Raw genomic sequence first — 15,439 nt, 5'->3', positions numbered from 1 at the left:
GGTTTCGATCGAATCATTCGTTCCCATCTGGCCGAGGAATCACATCTCGATTCCACCAGTCCACATCTAAGTTAGCGCCTATGGGACAGCGCCCCCTCTGTCCTACCGGACATCTCCCCCACTTGGGGGGAGATCGGCAGCTTCAGCGCTCCGCTCAATCCTGCGACGTTGGCGATTTGCGAAAGCCGAGGCGACGTCCAATCTCCCTCCTTGTGGGGGAGATGTCCGGCAGGACAGAGGGGGGCGCGAAGGATCGCGACGGATGTCATTTCGCGCCGTTGCGTTTACTTGTTCGAAAACGCCGGCAAATCCCGGGCGAAATCTTCCATGTCGGCCCAGGGATCGCCTGACGTCGCCAGCAGGCCCGGCAGCGACGAATAATTCAGATCCTGCGGAGCGTCGATGGATTCCAGATCGCTCCAGCTCACCGGCGTCGAGGCCGGCAAATTGGTGCGGGCGCGCAGCGAATAGGGAGCCGCAGAAGTGTGGCCGCGCGCATTGCGGTGATAATCGATGAAGATGCGCCGCTTGCGGTTATCCTTGCCCATGGTGGTGGTGAAAGTGTCGGGCGCGGTGGCGGCAAGATGCGTCGAGATGGCGCTGGTCGCCTGGTGCAATTTCTTCCAGTTCTGCTTTTGCGTCACCGGCACTGATATGTGGATGCCGTGGCCGCCGGACGTCTTGGCGAACGGCACCAGCCCCAGCGCCTCGAGTTCGCCGCGGATATGCACCGCCGCCTCAACCACCTCGCGCCAGGCGATCCCCTCGCCCGGGTCGAGGTCGAAAACGACCAGGTCCGGCTTGTCGAGCCGCGTGCGATGGGTGCCCCAGGTGTGGAACTCGACGACACCGAACTGCGCCAGCGCCAGATAGCCCTTGGCGTCTTCCACCGAGAGATAGGATTTGGTCTCGCCCTCCGAATTGGTCGCTTCGAAAGTCGCCACAGAGGACGGCATGCCGGTGAAGGCGTGGCGCTGGAAGAAACAGTCCTGCGGCCTGCCGGTCGGGCAGCGCACCAGCGACACCGGCCGGCCGAGAATGTGCGGCAGCATGAAATCGCCGACCAGCGCGTAATAGACGGCAATGTCGAGCTTGGTCGGGCCGGTCTTGCCGAACAGCCGTCGCGTCGGGTTGGTCACCCAGATGGTGGCGAGGTCGGCCTCGGCGATCAGCCGCTTGCGCTTGGCCGACACCGGCGTCGACAGGCCGACGTCGCGCAGGCCGCGGAACACGGCATGGCGCAGCGCATTGTCGGTGGTCCGGTTGGCGTAGTGGATATGCGCCGAAAGCAGCGGCCGCACCCAGTTCATCTCGCGCATGATTTCGCGGGGAACCCCTTCGGGCGCGGATGCACCCGCCCTTAGCGGCTCCAGCCTGGCCAGCAATTCGCCGGCGGTCCCCGCATCGAAGCCGGTGCCGACCTTGCCGCGATAGTGCAGCTCGCCGTCTTCGAATTCGCCGAGGCCGAGTGCAGCCAACCCCTCGGCCGCGTCGGAGACTGTGTAGCCGGCGATGACGAAGTCGCCGGTCTGAAGCGCCTTGGTCTTGGTCCAGGTCTTGGTGCGGCCGCTCTGGTAGACCGCCGTAGCACGTTTCGAGACGACGCCCTCCAGCCCCATTTCCGATGCCTGGTCATAAAGTGCCTGGCCGTCTCCTTCGACATGATCGCTGAGCTGGATGGCCGAATTGGCGCCGAGACCGGACAGCAATTGCGAAAGCAGCGCCTTGCGCCGGCGGAGCGGCGCTTGTCTCAGGTCCCAGCCGTCGAGATAGAGAAGGTCGAAGGCATAGAAGTGGAGCTTGTTGCCGGCGCCTTCGGCCAGCGCGTCTTGCAAAAGGGCAAAGCGGCTGATGCCCTTGGCGTCGAGCGCGACGACCTCGCCGTCGATGATCGCCTCGCGGCACGGCAGCCTGGCGAAGGCAAGCGGCAGGTCGCCATAGCGCTTCGTCCAGTCGAGGCCGGCGCGGGTGATCAGCCTGACCTTCCCATCGGAAACATGCGCCATGGTGCGGTAGCCATCGAATTTGATCTCGTGCAGCCAGACTTCGCCCGTTCGGGCCGCTGGGTCATCGCCGCCCGGCGGCTTCGGAACCTGCGTAGTCAGCTGCGGCTCGATCCGGGAAGGCGGCGGCGCCTTGACGGCGCCCGGCAAAGCACCTGGCTTCAGCACCACCGGCCTGGCAGGCTTGGCGGCCGGCTTCGGCGTTGCCACCAGTTCCTCGATGCGGCGTCCGGATTTGACGCTTTCCGGGCGGGCTTCCAGTATGTCGAGCTTGGCGTCGGCGGCCAGATCACGCTCCTTGAACAGCAGCCAGTTCTTCTTGCCCTCATCCTCGCCGGGCTTCGGTTTCAGCCGCGTCAGCATCCAGCCGCCATTCAGCTTCTCGCCGGCGAGCCGGAACTTGAAGGAACCGGTGCGCAGGCTCTTCTCGACGTCGTCCATCGGCGCCCAGATGCCGGTGTCCCAGACGATCATCGGCCCGCCGCCATATTCGCCTTCGGGAATGACACCTTCGAAGTCGATATACTCGAGCGGATGGTCCTCGGTCTCGACCGCCAGCCGTTTGTCGGCGGGGTTGAGCGACGGGCCGCGCGGCACCGCCCAACTCTTCAGCACGTCGCCGACCTGCAGGCGCAGATCGTAGTGGTCGGCGGTGGCGTGATGCTTGTGGACAACGAAACGATTGCCCTCACCGGCAACCAGACCGCCGGCTGGTTCCGGCGTCCTCGTGAACTCGCGCTTGGCGCGATAAGCCTTGAGCTTCGAAGGAGCTGGCATGGACTAGGCGCGGGTGGTGGGCAAAAGCAACGAGCGCGGCATCAAAATCCCATCGCAGCGGCGCTCCAATGTCACGGCATGGATCCCAGGGTCTCCGCGACGTCGCTTAGCTCCTGCTCCGCCCTGGGATGACGAAGGATGGCAGGTCACGCCGCTCAATCGTCGGTGGCCGGCGTCAATTCGAGTTCGGCCGGCGACAGGCCCTGCTGCAGCTGGCTGAGCCGGAATTCGTCAACCCAATAGGCCTCGCCGTCGACCAGCACGCGCGCGCTGTAGTTGCCGGCCGAAAAACGCTGCGCAGTGATGTACACCTTGTGGCGGTCGAGCGCGTTCCGCACCGCGGCGCGCTTGGATTTCTGACTGGCGACGGAACTGGCCATGCTGGTTACTCACGCACAAGCCGCAAGGCGGCGTGCCTTAAGGATGGCCGAGAGCGGCTCGGCTGTCAATTTGGCGGCGGCAGTGAGCCCTCGCGCGGTGGCGCCTCCCGCTCTGTGGAAACCGAGCCGGTGCGCTATATTGCCCTGGCGGCTTGGAACGCGATGCTGATCCGGAGAGCTTCACATGACATTGACGATGCGCAAACTCGGCAGCCAGGGGCTGCAAGTCTCGGCAATCGGTCTCGGCTGCATGGGCATGAGCCAGTCCTATGGCCCGGCCGACGAGGCGGAATCGACCGCCACGCTGCACCGCGCCATCGAACTCGGCTGCACCTTCCTCGACACCGCGGAAGTGTACGGGCCGTTCACCAACGAGGAACTGCTCGGCCGCGCGCTGAAGGGCCGGCGCGATGAGGTGACGATCGCGACGAAATTCGGCTTCCGCATTGAAAACGGCAAGCAAGTCGGCACCGAGCGCGACAGCCGGCCCGAACATATCCGCGAGGCTTTGGAAGGTTCGCTGAGGAGGCTCGCCACCGACCACGTCGACCTCCTCTATCAGCACCGCGTCGATCCGGCGGTGCCGATCGAGGATGTGGCGGGCGCTGTCGGCGAGCTGATCGCTCAGGGCAAGGTCCGCTTCTTCGGCCTCTCTGAAGCCGGCGCCGCCAATATCCGCCGGGCGCATGCCGTGCATCCGGTGTCGGCCGTGCAGAGCGAATACTCGCTGTGGGAGCGCAATCTGGAGCCGGAAATCATTACGCTGCTGAAGGAGCTCGGCATCGGCCTGGTGCCGTTCTCGCCGCTCGGCCGCGGCTTTCTCACCGGCGACGTCAGGCGCGCCGAAGATTATCCGGAGGGCGATTACCGGCGCGGCGACCCGCGCTACCAGGGCGCCAACTATGATGCCAACATGCGGGCGGCGGCCACGGTACTCGACATCGCCGCGGCCAAGCGCGTCAAGCCAGGCCAGATCGCGCTGGCCTGGCTGCTCCACAAGGGGAGCGACTTCGGCATCGACATCGTGCCGATCCCCGGCACCAAGCGCAGAAAATACCTCGAGGAGAACGTCGCCGCGGCTTCGATCAGGCTGGACCCAGCCGAGATGCGAGTGCTCGACGACGCGCTGGCGCCGGGAAAGGTCGCCGGGCCGCGCTACGGCGAGCGCACCATGGTGATGATCGATCGGTAGGTCTTGCCTGCTCCCGTTCTTGCGCAAAGCTCCGGCCTTGGCTAGCATCCGCCGGCAGGCACCGAGCGGAGGAGAACGTCGCGGTGGACCGGCTGGAGCGCCGTTGCGTCCCTTCAAACACGAGTTGGGCGCTCGAAGGACACTCCATTTTTGAATCGACGCAAGGAACCTTCCGGAAAACCCATTCCGGTTTCGGGGTCGTGCGCTCATCTGGGAGGATGACTAAATTGATCAACAGACGTGAATTCCTGCTGTCGACCGCGGCGATGGGCGCTTTGGCGCTGGCCGCTCCGCAACTGGCTTTTGCCCAGGACAAGCTGACCATCCTGGGTTCGGTGCCGAGCCTCGGCTTTCCGTTCTTCGTGCACATGCTGAACCAGATCAAGGCGGAAGCCCAGGCGCAGGGCGTCAACCTGGTCGAAAGCGACGGCCAGAACTCGGCGCCCAAGCAGACCGCCGATATCGAAGCGGCGCTCGTGCAGAAGGTCGACGCCATCGTCATCTCGCCGCTCGACGTCAACGCGCTGGCCCCAGCCATCGAGGAAGCGGTCAAGGCCGGCGTTCCCGTCGTCACCATCGACCGCCGCGTCGAAGGCGTCGAAGGCATCCTCGCCCATGTCGGCGCCGACAATGTCAAGGGCGGCGAGGCCGAAGCACAGGCCATGGTGGCGGCGTTCCCGAACGGCGCCAAGATCTTCCATCTGCAGGGTCAGCCCGGCGCCGGCCCGGCGATCGACCGTAACAAGGGTGTGCACAACGTCCTCGATCCTATGAAGGACAAGTACCAGATCATCTTCGAGCAGACCGCCAACTTCGCCCGCGCCGAGGCGCTGTCCGTCACCGAGGCCGGCCTTGCCGCCAACGGCAAGCCCGACGCGATCATCTGCGCCAACGACGACATGGCGCTTGGCGCGGTTGAAGCCTGCGCGGCGCGCAACTTCACCGACGTCAAAATCTATGGCTTCGACGCGCTTCCCGAAGCGCTGGTCGCCGTGCGCGACGGCAAACTGGCCGGCACGGTCGAGCAATTCCCCGGCGAACAATCGCGCACCGCTGTGCAGATCGCGGTCGCCTACGCCAGGGACAAGACCGAGCCAAAGGAAAAGCTGGTGCTTTTGACGCCGATCGTCATCGGCAAGGACAATCTCGACAAGGCGGAGAGGCTGGGCGAGACGAAGTAAGGTTGCACAAAGGGCGCGCAGCGGCAAAAGTAGCATTCTGTCGCGCCCCCCTCTGCCCTGCCGGGCATCTCCCCCACTTGGGGGGAGATCGGGAGCTTCGCCGATGGCGCCTTTTCTGCAACGCAGGAAGATTGGCGAAAGCCGAGGTGACATCCAATCTCCCCCCTCGTGGGGGAGATGTCCGGTAGGACAGAGGGGGGCGCTGTCCCGCCGGCAATCGCAATCCAGGAGCAAACTTTGCCCAAGGCAGCCGCCATCGCGCCCTCTCCCGCCCTGCTCACCGTCGAGGGCGTGACCAAGCGCTTTGCCGGCGTCACCGCGCTGAACGACGTTTCGCTCGAAGTCCGCCCCGGCGAGATCCTCGGCCTGCTCGGCGAGAACGGCGCCGGCAAATCGACGCTGCTCAAGATCCTTTCCGGCGTGATGCCGCCGTCCAGCGGCCGCATCGTCTTCGATGGGGTCGAATTCAGCCCGCACAATCCGCAGGATGCCAAGCGCCACGGCATCGTAACAATCTACCAGGAACTGAGCCTGATCCCGACGCTGACCGTGGCGGAGAATATCTTCATCGGCCGCGCACCGCTCGGCCGGTTCGGGCTGGTCAGTTGGCGGAAGATGGAGGAAGATTCGCGCGCGATCATCGCTCGCGTCGGCCTCGACCTCGACCCGGCGACGCCGGTTTCCGCATTGTCGGTGGCCGAGCAGCAGCTGGTCGAGATCGCCCGCGCGCTATCGCTGAAGAGCCGCTTGATCATCATGGACGAGCCGACCTCGGCGCTGACCGAAACCGAAGTGCAGAAGCTGATGTCGATCATGGGCCGACTGCGCAAGGATGGCGTCGCCATCATGTTCGTCACCCACCGGCTGGAGGAGGCCTCGGCGATCTGCGACCGCATGACGGTGCTGCGCGACGGCAGGCTGGCCGGCCATCTCGACCGCGAAGGCGGGCCGATCAAACTGCCGAAGATCATCGAGAAGATGGTCGGCCGCGCCGCTTCCGAGCTCTATGCCAGGCCGACGCAGCGCGACGTCGCCGGCGACGTCCGGCTCTCGGTGCGCGGCCTGCGCACGGTGCGCGATCCGCAGGCGCCGCACGCCATCGTGCTCGAAGGCGTCGATCTCGACCTCAAGGCGGGCGAAATCCTCGGCGTCGCCGGGCTCGTCGGCTCCGGCCGCACCGAGCTCGCCCGCGCCATCTTCGGCGCCGACCGCATTGCAGCCGGCACCATCATGCTCGACGGCAAGCCGATCGCGCCCGCCTCACCCGCCGACGCCATCGAGCTCGGCATCGGGCTGGTTCCGGAAGACCGCAAGCACCAGGCAATCTTCGCAGCACTCGCCATCCTCACCAATTTCTCGATCGCCGCGCTCGACCGCTACTCCAATGTCGGCTTCATGGCCGAGCGGCGAGAGCGCGAGGCGTTGGCGAACTATAGGAAGACGCTGTCGATCCGCATGGCCTCGCCCGAGCAGGCGATCGAGGGACTGTCCGGTGGCAACCAGCAGAAGGTCATCCTTGCCCGCTGGCTGGCACGCGATCCCAAGGTGCTGATCGTCGATGAACCGACGCGTGGTGTCGATGTCGGCGCCAAGGCGGAGGTGCACCAGATCCTGGTAGAGCTCGCGGCGCGCGGCATCGCCATCATGATGATCTCGTCCGAGCTGCCCGAAGTGCTTGCGGTGTCGGACAGGATCGTCACCATGCGGCGCGGGCGCATCACCGGCGAGATGCCTGGCATCGAGGCGACCGAGGAGAAACTGATGGAACTGATGGCGCTCGACCAGAAGCAGGAAGCAACGCAATGACCAGCACGACCGAACGGAGCCAGCGCCGCGGCGTCAATATTGCGCGCCTGCTGATGAGCTTCGGCCCGCTGATGTTCCTGGCGTTGCTGATTGTCGTCTTCACCGTGCTGAAGCCGAGCTTCATCGACCCGATCAACCTGTTCAACATCATGCGCCAGATCTCGATCACCGGGCTGATCGCGCTCGGCATGACCTTCGTTATCCTTACCGCCGGCATCGACCTGTCGGTCGGCTCGCTGCTCGCCTTCTGCGGCATGGTCGCAGCGGTGGTAGCCAAAGGCGGCACCGCCAACACGCTGTCGCTGTCGACGTCGGGCACGCAAGGCTATGGCTGGTTCGCCGCCCTTCTCGCCGCCGTCGTCGTCGGCGCCGTGGCCGGCGGCCTCCAGGGCTTTGCCATCACCAGGCTGAAGGTGCCGCCCTTCGTCGTCACGCTCGGCGGCCTCACCGTGTTTCGCGGCCTGACCTTGACGATTTCCAATGGCGGCCCGATCTCCGGCTTCGACGCCTCGATGCGCTGGTTCGGTACCGGCCTGATCGGCCCGGTGCCGGTGCCGGCGATCATCTTCGCGATTGCCGCGATCCTTTGCCATATCGTGCTGCGCTACACACGTTACGGCCGCGCGGTCTATGCCGTCGGCGGCAATGGCGAGGCGGCACGGCTCTCCGGCCTGCGTGTCGACCGCATCCTGATCTCGGTCTACATCATCGTCGGCTTCTTCGCCGGCCTTGCCGCCTTCGTTTTGTCGGCGCGGCTCAACTCCTCCGAAGCCGTGGCCGGCATCGGCTACGAGCTGACGGTGATCTCGGCGGTCGTCATCGGCGGCACCTCGCTGTTCGGCGGCATCGGCAGCGTCGGCGGCACGGTGGTCGGTGCAGGACTGATCGGCGTCTTGCAGAACGGGCTGCAGTTCAACAACGTCTCGTCCTACACGCAAAGCATCGTCATCGGCCTGATCCTCATCCTCGCGGTGGCCTTCGATCGCTGGCTGAAATCGCGGGTGAGGCGGTGATACAGGTGCCATACCTATCCAGGTCGACGGGCCAGCACCCCCTCTGTCCTGCCGGACATCTCCCCCCTCGAGGGGGGAGATTGGACGTCGCTCCAGCTTTCGCCAATCTCTAAAGAAGGGAGAACTTTCGGCGAAGCTGCCAATCTCCCCCTTTGAGGGGGAGATGTCCGGCAGGACAGAGGGGGGTGTTCAAGCGCAGCATAGAGAAGATGGGCAAGTTTCGCGCTGAGGAATAGAAGTAGTGAATCACTATCCCGTACCTCCCCGTAGCCGCGGCAATGCGCGCAAGATGCGCAAGGCCATGACGGATGCCGAGCTGAAGCTCTGGAATGAGGTCAGGGCGCATCGACTCATGGGGCTGGCATTTCGGCGGCAGATGCCAATTGCAGGCCATATTGTCGATTTTGCCCGCCCGGACAAAAGCTGATTGTCGAACTGGATGGCTCCCAGCATGCCCGGGCCGATGCCTCAATATCGGACGCTACCAGAAGCGCACGGCTTGAAGCGCTGGGCTGGACTATCCTGCGGTTCTGGAACGACGACGTCATTCGCGATATCGATAATGTCTGCCAGCACATAGTCATGGTGGCCGGCGCGGATGTGCGCTGAACTCAGCCGTGCAGGGTCGGCGGGACAGCACCTCTCTGTTTTGCCGGACATCTCCGCTCAAAAGGGGCAGGTTTCTGAGGCGAGGTGCCAATGACCCAAATAAGGACCATGACCGAACAGGACGTGCTCTCGGTGTCGCGGCTGCTTGGGGGGTCCTGGCGACACACCTATTCGCCGATCCTGGGTGCCGAGACCACGGCACGGCTGTCGGATGAGAGGCACGCGCCGGAGCGGCTGGCGGCCGAGCTCAGGGACGACAGCAAGATGTCCTTCGTCGCCGAGCGGGCTGACGGCTCGCTCGCCGGTTATGCGATGGCCGCGATGGACGACAAGGGCGAGGTCATGCTCGAGCGGCTCCATATAGACAAAAGCGAGTACGGCACCGGCCTTGCCGCCGACCTGCTGCATGCCGTTCTTGCCGCGCATGCGGGTATTCCCAGCATCGCCCTGGAAGTGATCGAGGGCAACGACCGCGCAATCGCCTTCTATCGCAAGCACGGCTTCGAGGTCGTCGAGCGCCGGCCGGCTGCACACGGCGTGGGCGGCCACGCCTCGCAGATCATGCGCCGGCTGCTACCGCGGGCTTAGCAAGCGAAAGCGGCTGAGCGCGTAATCTCCCCCCTTGAGGGGGAGATGTCCGGCAGGACAGAGGGGGCGCCTCGCGTGAAGCGCCAACCTTCTCTTTCGTCCCACAGGGCGTCGCGCCAGGACGTACCGACCCTCTCTGTCGCCTTCGGCGACATCTCCCCCTCAAGGGGGGAGATTGGCGACTTCTCCGACCGCTCAGACCGGGGCGTTGACGCGCTGTGCGCGCGTTGCCCAGTCGGCAACCGTCGCGCCAGCAACGCTCTCGCCGGCAACCATCCCGCTCGTCTGCGGCGCAAGCAGGTCGTTGCGGCGGGCGAGGGCGACGAAGGCGGACACGGTCCATCTGCCGTTTCGAAGTCGCATTTTGGAAGCCTGGCCTTAGAAGTCCATGCCGCCACCGCCGGGCATCGGAGGCATGGGCGTTTCCTTCTTCGGCTTCTCGGCCACCATCGCCTCGGTCGTCACCAACAGGCCGGCAACAGAGGCGGCACCCTGCAGGGCACTGCGTACGACCTTGGCTGGGTCGATGACGCCCTGCCCGTACAGGTCGCCGAACTCGTTGGTCTGGGCGTTCCAGCCATAGCCGAAGTCGGTCGTCTCGCGCAGCTTGCCGACGATGATCGAACCTTCCGCACCGGCGTTCTCGGCGATCTGGCGCACCGGCGCTTCGATGGCGCGACGCACGATCTCGACACCGGTCTTCTGATCGGAATTGTCGACCTCGATATTGTCGAGCGCCTTCGCCGCTCTCAGCAGCGCCACGCCGCCGCCGGGCAGGATACCCTCCTCGACCGCCGCGCGTGTGGCGTGCATTGCATCGTCGACGCGATCCTTGCGCTCCTTGACCTCGATTTCGGTCGAGCCGCCGACACGGATGACGGCGACACCGCCTGCGAGCTTGGCCAACCGCTCCTGCAGCTTCTCGCGGTCGTAGTCGGAGGTGGTTTCCTCGATCTGCGCCTTGATCTGGCTGATGCGCGCCTGGATTTCATCCTTGCGGCCGGCACCGTCGACAATAGTGGTGTTTTCCTTCTCGATCAGCACCTTCTTGGCGCGGCCGAGCATCTCCAATGTGACGTTCTCGAGCTTGATGCCGAGGTCCTCCGAGATCGCCGTGCCGCCGGTCAGGATGGCAATGTCTTCGAGCATGGCCTTGCGGCGATCACCGAAGCCCGGCGCCTTGACGGCCGCAACCTTCAGGCCGCCGCGCAATTTGTTGACGACCAGCGTCGCCAGCGCCTCGCCTTCGACGTCCTCGGCAATGATCAGCAGCGGCTTGCCGGATTGCACGGCGGCTTCGAGCACGGGAAGCATGGCCTGGAGGTTGGAGAGCTTCTTCTCGTGGATCAGCACATAGGGTTCTTCGAGTTCGACGCGCATCTTGTCCTGGTTGGTGATGAAATAAGGCGAGAGATAGCCACGGTCGAACTGCATGCCTTCGACCACTTCCAACTCGGTCTCGGCGGTCTTGGCTTCTTCGACAGTGATGACGCCCTCATTGCCAACCCTTTCCATCGCTTCGGCAAGGAAGCGGCCGATCTCGGCATCGCCATTGGCAGAGATGGCGCCGACCTGGGCGATTTCGTCGTTCCTGGTCACCTTGCGGGCATTGGATTTCAGGTCGGCGACGACGGCGTCGACCGCCTTGTCGATGCCGCGTTTCAGGTCCATCGGGTTCATGCCGGCAGCGACGGCCCTGGCCCCTTCCCTGACGATGGCCTGAGCAAGAATCGTCGCGGTCGTGGTGCCGTCGCCGGCGGTATCGCTGGTCTTCGAGGCGACCTCGCGCACCATCTGCGCGCCCATGTTCTCGAACTTGTCCTCAAGCTCGATCTCTTTCGCCACCGTCACGCCGTCCTTGGTGATGCGCGGCGCGCCGAACGATTTGTCCAAGACAACGTTGCGGCCCTTGGGACCGAGCGTCACCTTCACCGCATTGGCGAGGATGTCGACGCCGCGCAACATCTTCTCGCGGGCTTCGGTATGAAATTTCACATCTTTGGCAGCCATTGGAACACTCCTCGATAGGCAGCTTTTCGTTGACTGGAATGCTTGTTCAGGCTCCGCTCAGGCAGCCTTCTTCATCTCGCCCGTGGCTTCGATAACGCCCAGCACGTCGCCCTCTTTCATGATGAGCAGATCCTCGCCATTGAGCTTGATCTCGGTGCCGGACCATTTGCCGAACAGAATGCGGTCGCCGACCTTGACGTCGAGCGGCTGCAACTGGCCGCTGTCGTCGCGCGCGCCGGGGCCGGCGGCGATGACCTCGCCCTCCTGCGGCTTCTCCTTGGCGGTGTCGGGGATGATGATGCCGCCCGCGGTCTTTTCGTCGACCTCGATGCGGCGGACCAGGATGCGGTCATGCAATGGACGGAACGCCATGTCGTTCTCCTCTCTGGACAAACAGATTTTCGAACATCCTCCTGACCGGACCGGCAATATCGGCCCGGCACGGGGTGCGCGACCCCTTCATCAGGCATCGCGCGCATACGAACTAGTCGCGCTTTTTTCAGCTTTCAAGAGGATCACGCAAAAATTTTAGCACTCGACACCTGAGAGTGCCAATACGCTGTAATTGTTCGCACATTCGCCGTTTCGGGCGCGATGACCCGGCCGGATTTCCAAATCTGTCCGTCTTGAGCCGCTTGCGGCGGCTGGAACCTATGTGGAAGGCGAGGCGTTTTGCAGACGGAGGTTCATTGGGAAAGGAAGGATTGCATGACCAGCAGGGACTTTCAGCTCCAGATGCAAGGGTTTGGCCTCACCACGGCGGAGATCCACTACCGCCTGCCCGATCATCGAAGCCTTCTGCAGCTCTACATCTGGCAGGAATACGATATTGCCCCCGATTTCCCGACGCTGAAGCATTTCCTCGATTTCTGGGAGCGCGAGATCGAAGGCCCGCTGCATTCGGTGCGCGTCGCCCATCATCACCTGATCCAGCCCTCCGAATGGCGGGCCGTAAACGGCATTATTACCGTCCACTGAGGAGCAAGCCGATCTGCCGCTAGACAGCAAACAAAGTGCCTCCGAAGCGGGGGGGAGAGATAGCTGACTCTCCCCCACTTGTTTTGGGTCTCACAATGTCGGAAGGGTCCGGGCTAGCCGGCGTGGTCGACAGGCTTGCGGGCCGATGCGAGCAATCCAGCCTTGCGCGCCGCCCTGACGAAGGCCTTGCACGCATCACGCGCGGTGCGCCAGCCGTCGAGCGCGTCGCGGCAGGTCCGATAGGCCGCGCCAACTCCGGCCGCGTGCACGGTCCGGCCATTGCTGGCGCATGCATTCGATAGCTTCCCAACTGCTGGCGACCTTGCGCTCGCTGGATTGGAATTTCAACGTGATCGGCTCGGCAAAGCGGACGTCGTCCATCACTTCCTCCTTGTTTTCTGATCGTCTTCTTGTTTGAGCAAGGAACGTATGCTGGCAGGCACCGGCGGCCGGCCGGCGCCACTGAAGGACATGGTTCGTCTCTCTGCGCGGTTCAAGAGCATCGCGGCGACAGCCGGTTATTCCTCCTCGTCGGGCCCTTGCAGCAGTTCGATCAGCGTCGCTACTCTTGCCGTCGGCAGCGGTCGGCCCTCGTTTACCAACACCTCGTCGGCGGCGATCCAGGCCAGGGCCTCGCGCAATTCCTGGACCGTCCCGTCCGTCGCCGCAATGTCGGCGATCACGGCTTCGTCGACCGGGCCCAGCACAGAAATGATCTCGTCGCGTGTCATGGTCAGCTCCATCTGCGGGTGCCGGGAATGGGCCCGGCAACACAAGAATCTGGGTCTTGACCCGCGGCAGACAATAACCGGCGGGGGAAGTCAGCGTTGGCGATTGAAACCAAACAGGCAATCTCCTGCCGGACATCTCGCCGCAAAAAGGGGGATTGGCAGCCTCGCCGAGCCGACCGAAAACGGCCCGAAAAACCGGCAAAGCGAAAGCCACCGGGTCTTGACTTGCGGCGGACAATAACCAGATCGAAGGCACCGGTCGCCGAAATGGGGCCGGGCGAAACCAGGGAGCGCCAGCTCTTTGGCGCTGCTCGTATCTATGTTGCTCGATGGAGGATGTAGCTATGAGAACCGCATTCGACTTTTCCCCGCTCTATCGGTCGAGCATCGGCTTCGACCGCGTCTTCAACCTGCTGGAAAATGCTCCGCAGGCTTTCGACGCCTGGCCGCCCTATGACATCGCGCGCAGCGGCGAGAACAACTACCGCGTCACCATCGCCGTCGCTGGCTTTTCCGAGGACGACCTCGAAATCACCCATGAACCCAACCTCCTGATTGTCTCCGGCCAGCACAAGGAGCCGGATAACGCGGAGTATCTGCATCGTGGCCTCGCCGCACGGCCCTTTATCCGCCGTTTCGAGCTTGCTGATCACGTCAAGGTCGCAGGCGCCTCGCTCGACAACGGCCTGCTCAGCATCGATCTGGTACGTGAGGTGCCCGAGGAGATGAAGCCTCGGCGCATCGCCATCGCGACCGATGTCGCCTCGCCGAAGACCGGGCCGAAGGTCGCGCAGGTCGAAGCAAACAAGCAGGCTGCCTGAATGCACCAGTCGAGAAAGGAGACTATGCAATGGCTATTCGTGATCTCATTCCCTGGGGCCGGGAGAACAATCAGGCCCCCAGCCTGTTCCGTGACGCCGATCGCGATCCCTTCCTGACGCTGCATCGCGAAATGAACCGCCTGTTCGACGAGGCGTTCCGCGGCTTCGACGCGAGGCTGCCGTCGCTCGGTGGCTTCTCCGCTGCCCGCGCCAGCTGGCCGAGTGTCGAAATCTCCGATAGCGAAAAGGAGATCCGCGTCACCGCCGAGATCCCCGGCATGGACGAGAAAGACGTCGAGCTGCTGCTCGATGACGGCGTGCTGACGCTGCGCGGCGAGAAGCGCGAAGAGACCGAGGACAAGGACAGGCAGTTCTCCGAACGCTTCTATGGCCGCTTCGAGCGGCGTATCCCGCTCGGCTACGAAGTCGACGAAGACAAGGTGAACGCCGCGTTCCGGAACGGCGTGCTCAGCGTGACGCTGCCCAAGACGGAGCGCGCCCAGGCCAAGGCCAAGCGCATCGCCATCGGCAGAACCTGACAGCTCGCAGGACGACGCCCCCTTCTGCCCGCCGGTTGCGGCTGACAGAAGGGGCAAATGTCGATGACCCGTTCTCCCGACGCTCCGGTTCCGCCAGATCAAGCGCAGCAGGCCCTGCAGTGCCTGACGACCGAGCATTTCGTGCTGCAAAATGCCCGCGCGGCGACCATTCAGGAAGCGAACCAGCGAGCCGATCTGTTCCTGACCTCGGTCTCGAGCGCAACGATTGCCTTGTCCTTCGTCGCGCAGGTCACGGAGATGGGCAGGCCGTTCGTGTTGTTCAGCCTGATCTTGCTGCCTTGCCTGTTCTTCATCGGCCTGGTCACTTTCGTGCGCGCTGTGCAGGTTGCCATCGAGGACATGGTGCATGCCCGCGGCATGCCCGGATCCGCCACTATTTCGTTGAGCTGGCGCCCGTGCTGCAAAAATACCTTGTCAATTCCACGCATGACGACCCCTCGGCGGTGCTGGTCGACAAGGGCCTGAGACCCTCGCCGCTGCAATATTTCATGACCACCGCGGGGATGGTGGGCACGATCAATGGCGCCATTGCCGGCGTCTTCACCGGCATCGTTGTAAAGTCTGCGTTTGGCGGGGGCATGACGCCCGGCGTGATTTGCGGGCTGCTGGTCTTCGCCGCATGCATTCTCATCCTGCGGCGTTACCATAGTCGCGCCTGGGCGGCGGCCGAACAAAGTTTGCCCGCCCTGTTCCCGGGCGACACGGTCAAAGCGAGGACATAGCCGTCCGGCAAGTTTGCGGAAAGTGATGGGCGCCGCCCTTGCGTCTTGCGCGCCAATTGACCATCCTC

General features: G+C 64.0%; 18 protein-coding genes and 1 pseudogene. 11 read left to right on the top strand and 8 right to left on the bottom strand.

Translation table 11 applies throughout. The features are described from left to right. Positions 1–284: 284 nt before the first annotated feature. Together ligD and NKK47_RS31305 are read right to left on the bottom strand one after the other, a co-directional pair. On the bottom strand, positions 285–2,780 hold the full coding sequence (ligD, locus tag NKK47_RS31310) for a DNA ligase D (RefSeq protein WP_352579513.1): 2,496 nt from the start codon (positions 2,778–2,780) through the stop codon (positions 285–287). Positions 2,781–2,935: 155 nt separating this feature from the next. After that, positions 2,936–3,160 (bottom strand): hypothetical protein, encoded by a 225-nt coding sequence (locus tag NKK47_RS31305; RefSeq protein WP_352579512.1) that lies wholly within the window; start codon positions 3,158–3,160, stop codon positions 2,936–2,938. Between the two features lie 184 nt (positions 3,161–3,344). Between NKK47_RS31305 and NKK47_RS31300 the strand changes: the two genes are divergently transcribed. The 6 genes and pseudogenes from NKK47_RS31300 (at position 3,345) to NKK47_RS31275 (ending at position 9,549) form a co-directional block, all read left to right on the top strand. After that, a complete protein-coding gene (locus NKK47_RS31300) occupies positions 3,345–4,352 on the top strand; it encodes an aldo/keto reductase (RefSeq protein WP_352579511.1) in 1,008 nt (335 codons plus the stop codon). A 230-nt stretch (positions 4,353–4,582) separates the two neighbouring features. Next, positions 4,583–5,533: a substrate-binding domain-containing protein gene (locus tag NKK47_RS31295; protein ID WP_352579514.1), complete on the top strand. Its 951-nt coding sequence runs from the start codon at positions 4,583–4,585 to the stop codon at positions 5,531–5,533. A 237-nt stretch (positions 5,534–5,770) separates the two neighbouring features. Beyond that, on the top strand, positions 5,771–7,339 hold the full coding sequence (locus NKK47_RS31290) for a sugar ABC transporter ATP-binding protein (RefSeq protein WP_352579510.1): 1,569 nt from the start codon (positions 5,771–5,773) through the stop codon (positions 7,337–7,339). Continuing rightward, positions 7,336–8,352 carry an ABC transporter permease gene (locus tag NKK47_RS31285; RefSeq protein ID WP_352579509.1) on the top strand — a complete coding sequence of 339 codons (1,017 nt, stop codon included), beginning with the start codon at positions 7,336–7,338 and terminating at the stop codon, positions 8,350–8,352. The genes NKK47_RS31290 and NKK47_RS31285 overlap by 4 nt, the downstream gene beginning before the upstream one ends. A gap of 241 nt (positions 8,353–8,593) precedes the next feature. Next, a pseudogene (locus NKK47_RS31280) lies at positions 8,594–8,961 on the top strand (endonuclease domain-containing protein). Positions 8,962–9,051: 90 nt separating this feature from the next. Then, positions 9,052–9,549, top strand: a complete 498-nt coding sequence (locus NKK47_RS31275) for a GNAT family N-acetyltransferase (RefSeq protein ID WP_352579508.1) — start codon at positions 9,052–9,054, stop codon at positions 9,547–9,549. A 195-nt stretch (positions 9,550–9,744) separates the two neighbouring features. Here NKK47_RS31275 and NKK47_RS31270 read toward each other — a convergent pair whose 3' ends face one another. From NKK47_RS31270 to NKK47_RS31260, 3 genes are read right to left on the bottom strand one after another with little or no spacing between them, the layout of a single operon-like run. Beyond that, complete coding sequence (locus NKK47_RS31270; RefSeq protein ID WP_352579507.1) at positions 9,745–9,912, bottom strand: hypothetical protein; 168 nt, start codon at positions 9,910–9,912, stop codon at positions 9,745–9,747. 15 nt (positions 9,913–9,927) lie between these two features. Next, the gene (gene groL, locus NKK47_RS31265; protein WP_352579506.1) at positions 9,928–11,559 is read right to left on the bottom strand and encodes a chaperonin GroEL; all 1,632 of its coding nucleotides are present in this window, start codon (positions 11,557–11,559) and stop codon (positions 9,928–9,930) included. A 57-nt stretch (positions 11,560–11,616) separates the two neighbouring features. Then, positions 11,617–11,931: a co-chaperone GroES gene (locus tag NKK47_RS31260; RefSeq protein WP_352579505.1), complete on the bottom strand. Its 315-nt coding sequence runs from the start codon at positions 11,929–11,931 to the stop codon at positions 11,617–11,619. A gap of 336 nt (positions 11,932–12,267) precedes the next feature. Here NKK47_RS31260 and NKK47_RS31255 point away from each other — a divergent pair, with 336 nt between their 5' ends. Further along, entirely contained in the window at positions 12,268–12,537 is a 270-nt protein-coding gene (locus NKK47_RS31255) for an usg protein (protein WP_023718102.1), read from the top strand. Between the two features lie 113 nt (positions 12,538–12,650). On the opposite strand, the gene NKK47_RS31250 is transcribed toward NKK47_RS31255, so the two are convergent. The 3 genes from NKK47_RS31250 to NKK47_RS31240 form a co-directional block, all read right to left on the bottom strand. Next, positions 12,651–12,806, bottom strand: coding sequence for a DUF982 domain-containing protein (locus NKK47_RS31250; RefSeq protein ID WP_352579504.1), 156 nt, complete (start codon positions 12,804–12,806; stop codon positions 12,651–12,653). Further along, the gene (locus NKK47_RS31245; RefSeq protein WP_352579515.1) at positions 12,733–12,918 is read right to left on the bottom strand and encodes a DUF982 domain-containing protein; all 186 of its coding nucleotides are present in this window, start codon (positions 12,916–12,918) and stop codon (positions 12,733–12,735) included. Before NKK47_RS31245 ends, NKK47_RS31250 begins: the two co-directional genes overlap by 74 nt. A gap of 137 nt (positions 12,919–13,055) precedes the next feature. Then, positions 13,056–13,268 (bottom strand): hypothetical protein, encoded by a 213-nt coding sequence (locus tag NKK47_RS31240; RefSeq protein ID WP_352579503.1) that lies wholly within the window; start codon positions 13,266–13,268, stop codon positions 13,056–13,058. A 344-nt stretch (positions 13,269–13,612) separates the two neighbouring features. On the opposite strand from NKK47_RS31240, the gene NKK47_RS31235 reads away from it, so the two are divergent. The 4 genes from NKK47_RS31235 to NKK47_RS31220 all read left to right on the top strand — a co-directional run bounded on the left by NKK47_RS31235 (position 13,613) and on the right by NKK47_RS31220 (position 15,371). After that, positions 13,613–14,089 carry an Hsp20 family protein gene (locus NKK47_RS31235; RefSeq protein ID WP_352579502.1) on the top strand — a complete coding sequence of 159 codons (477 nt, stop codon included), beginning with the start codon at positions 13,613–13,615 and terminating at the stop codon, positions 14,087–14,089. 29 nt (positions 14,090–14,118) lie between these two features. Continuing rightward, positions 14,119–14,628 (top strand): Hsp20/alpha crystallin family protein, encoded by a 510-nt coding sequence (locus NKK47_RS31230; RefSeq protein ID WP_352579501.1) that lies wholly within the window; start codon positions 14,119–14,121, stop codon positions 14,626–14,628. 63 nt (positions 14,629–14,691) lie between these two features. Then, positions 14,692–15,114: a hypothetical protein gene (locus tag NKK47_RS31225; RefSeq protein ID WP_352579500.1), complete on the top strand. Its 423-nt coding sequence runs from the start codon at positions 14,692–14,694 to the stop codon at positions 15,112–15,114. Beyond that, positions 15,093–15,371, top strand: a complete 279-nt coding sequence (locus NKK47_RS31220) for a hypothetical protein (protein ID WP_352579499.1) — start codon at positions 15,093–15,095, stop codon at positions 15,369–15,371. Before NKK47_RS31225 ends, NKK47_RS31220 begins: the two co-directional genes overlap by 22 nt. The last annotated feature ends 68 nt before the right edge of the window (positions 15,372–15,439 follow it).

It is taken from the genome of Mesorhizobium sp. M0019 (genome assembly GCF_040323975.1).
Taxonomy (GTDB): domain Bacteria; phylum Pseudomonadota; class Alphaproteobacteria; order Rhizobiales; family Rhizobiaceae; genus Mesorhizobium.
Note: the sequence above shows the minus strand (reverse complement) of the source record. Positions and strands in the feature narration are given on the sequence as shown.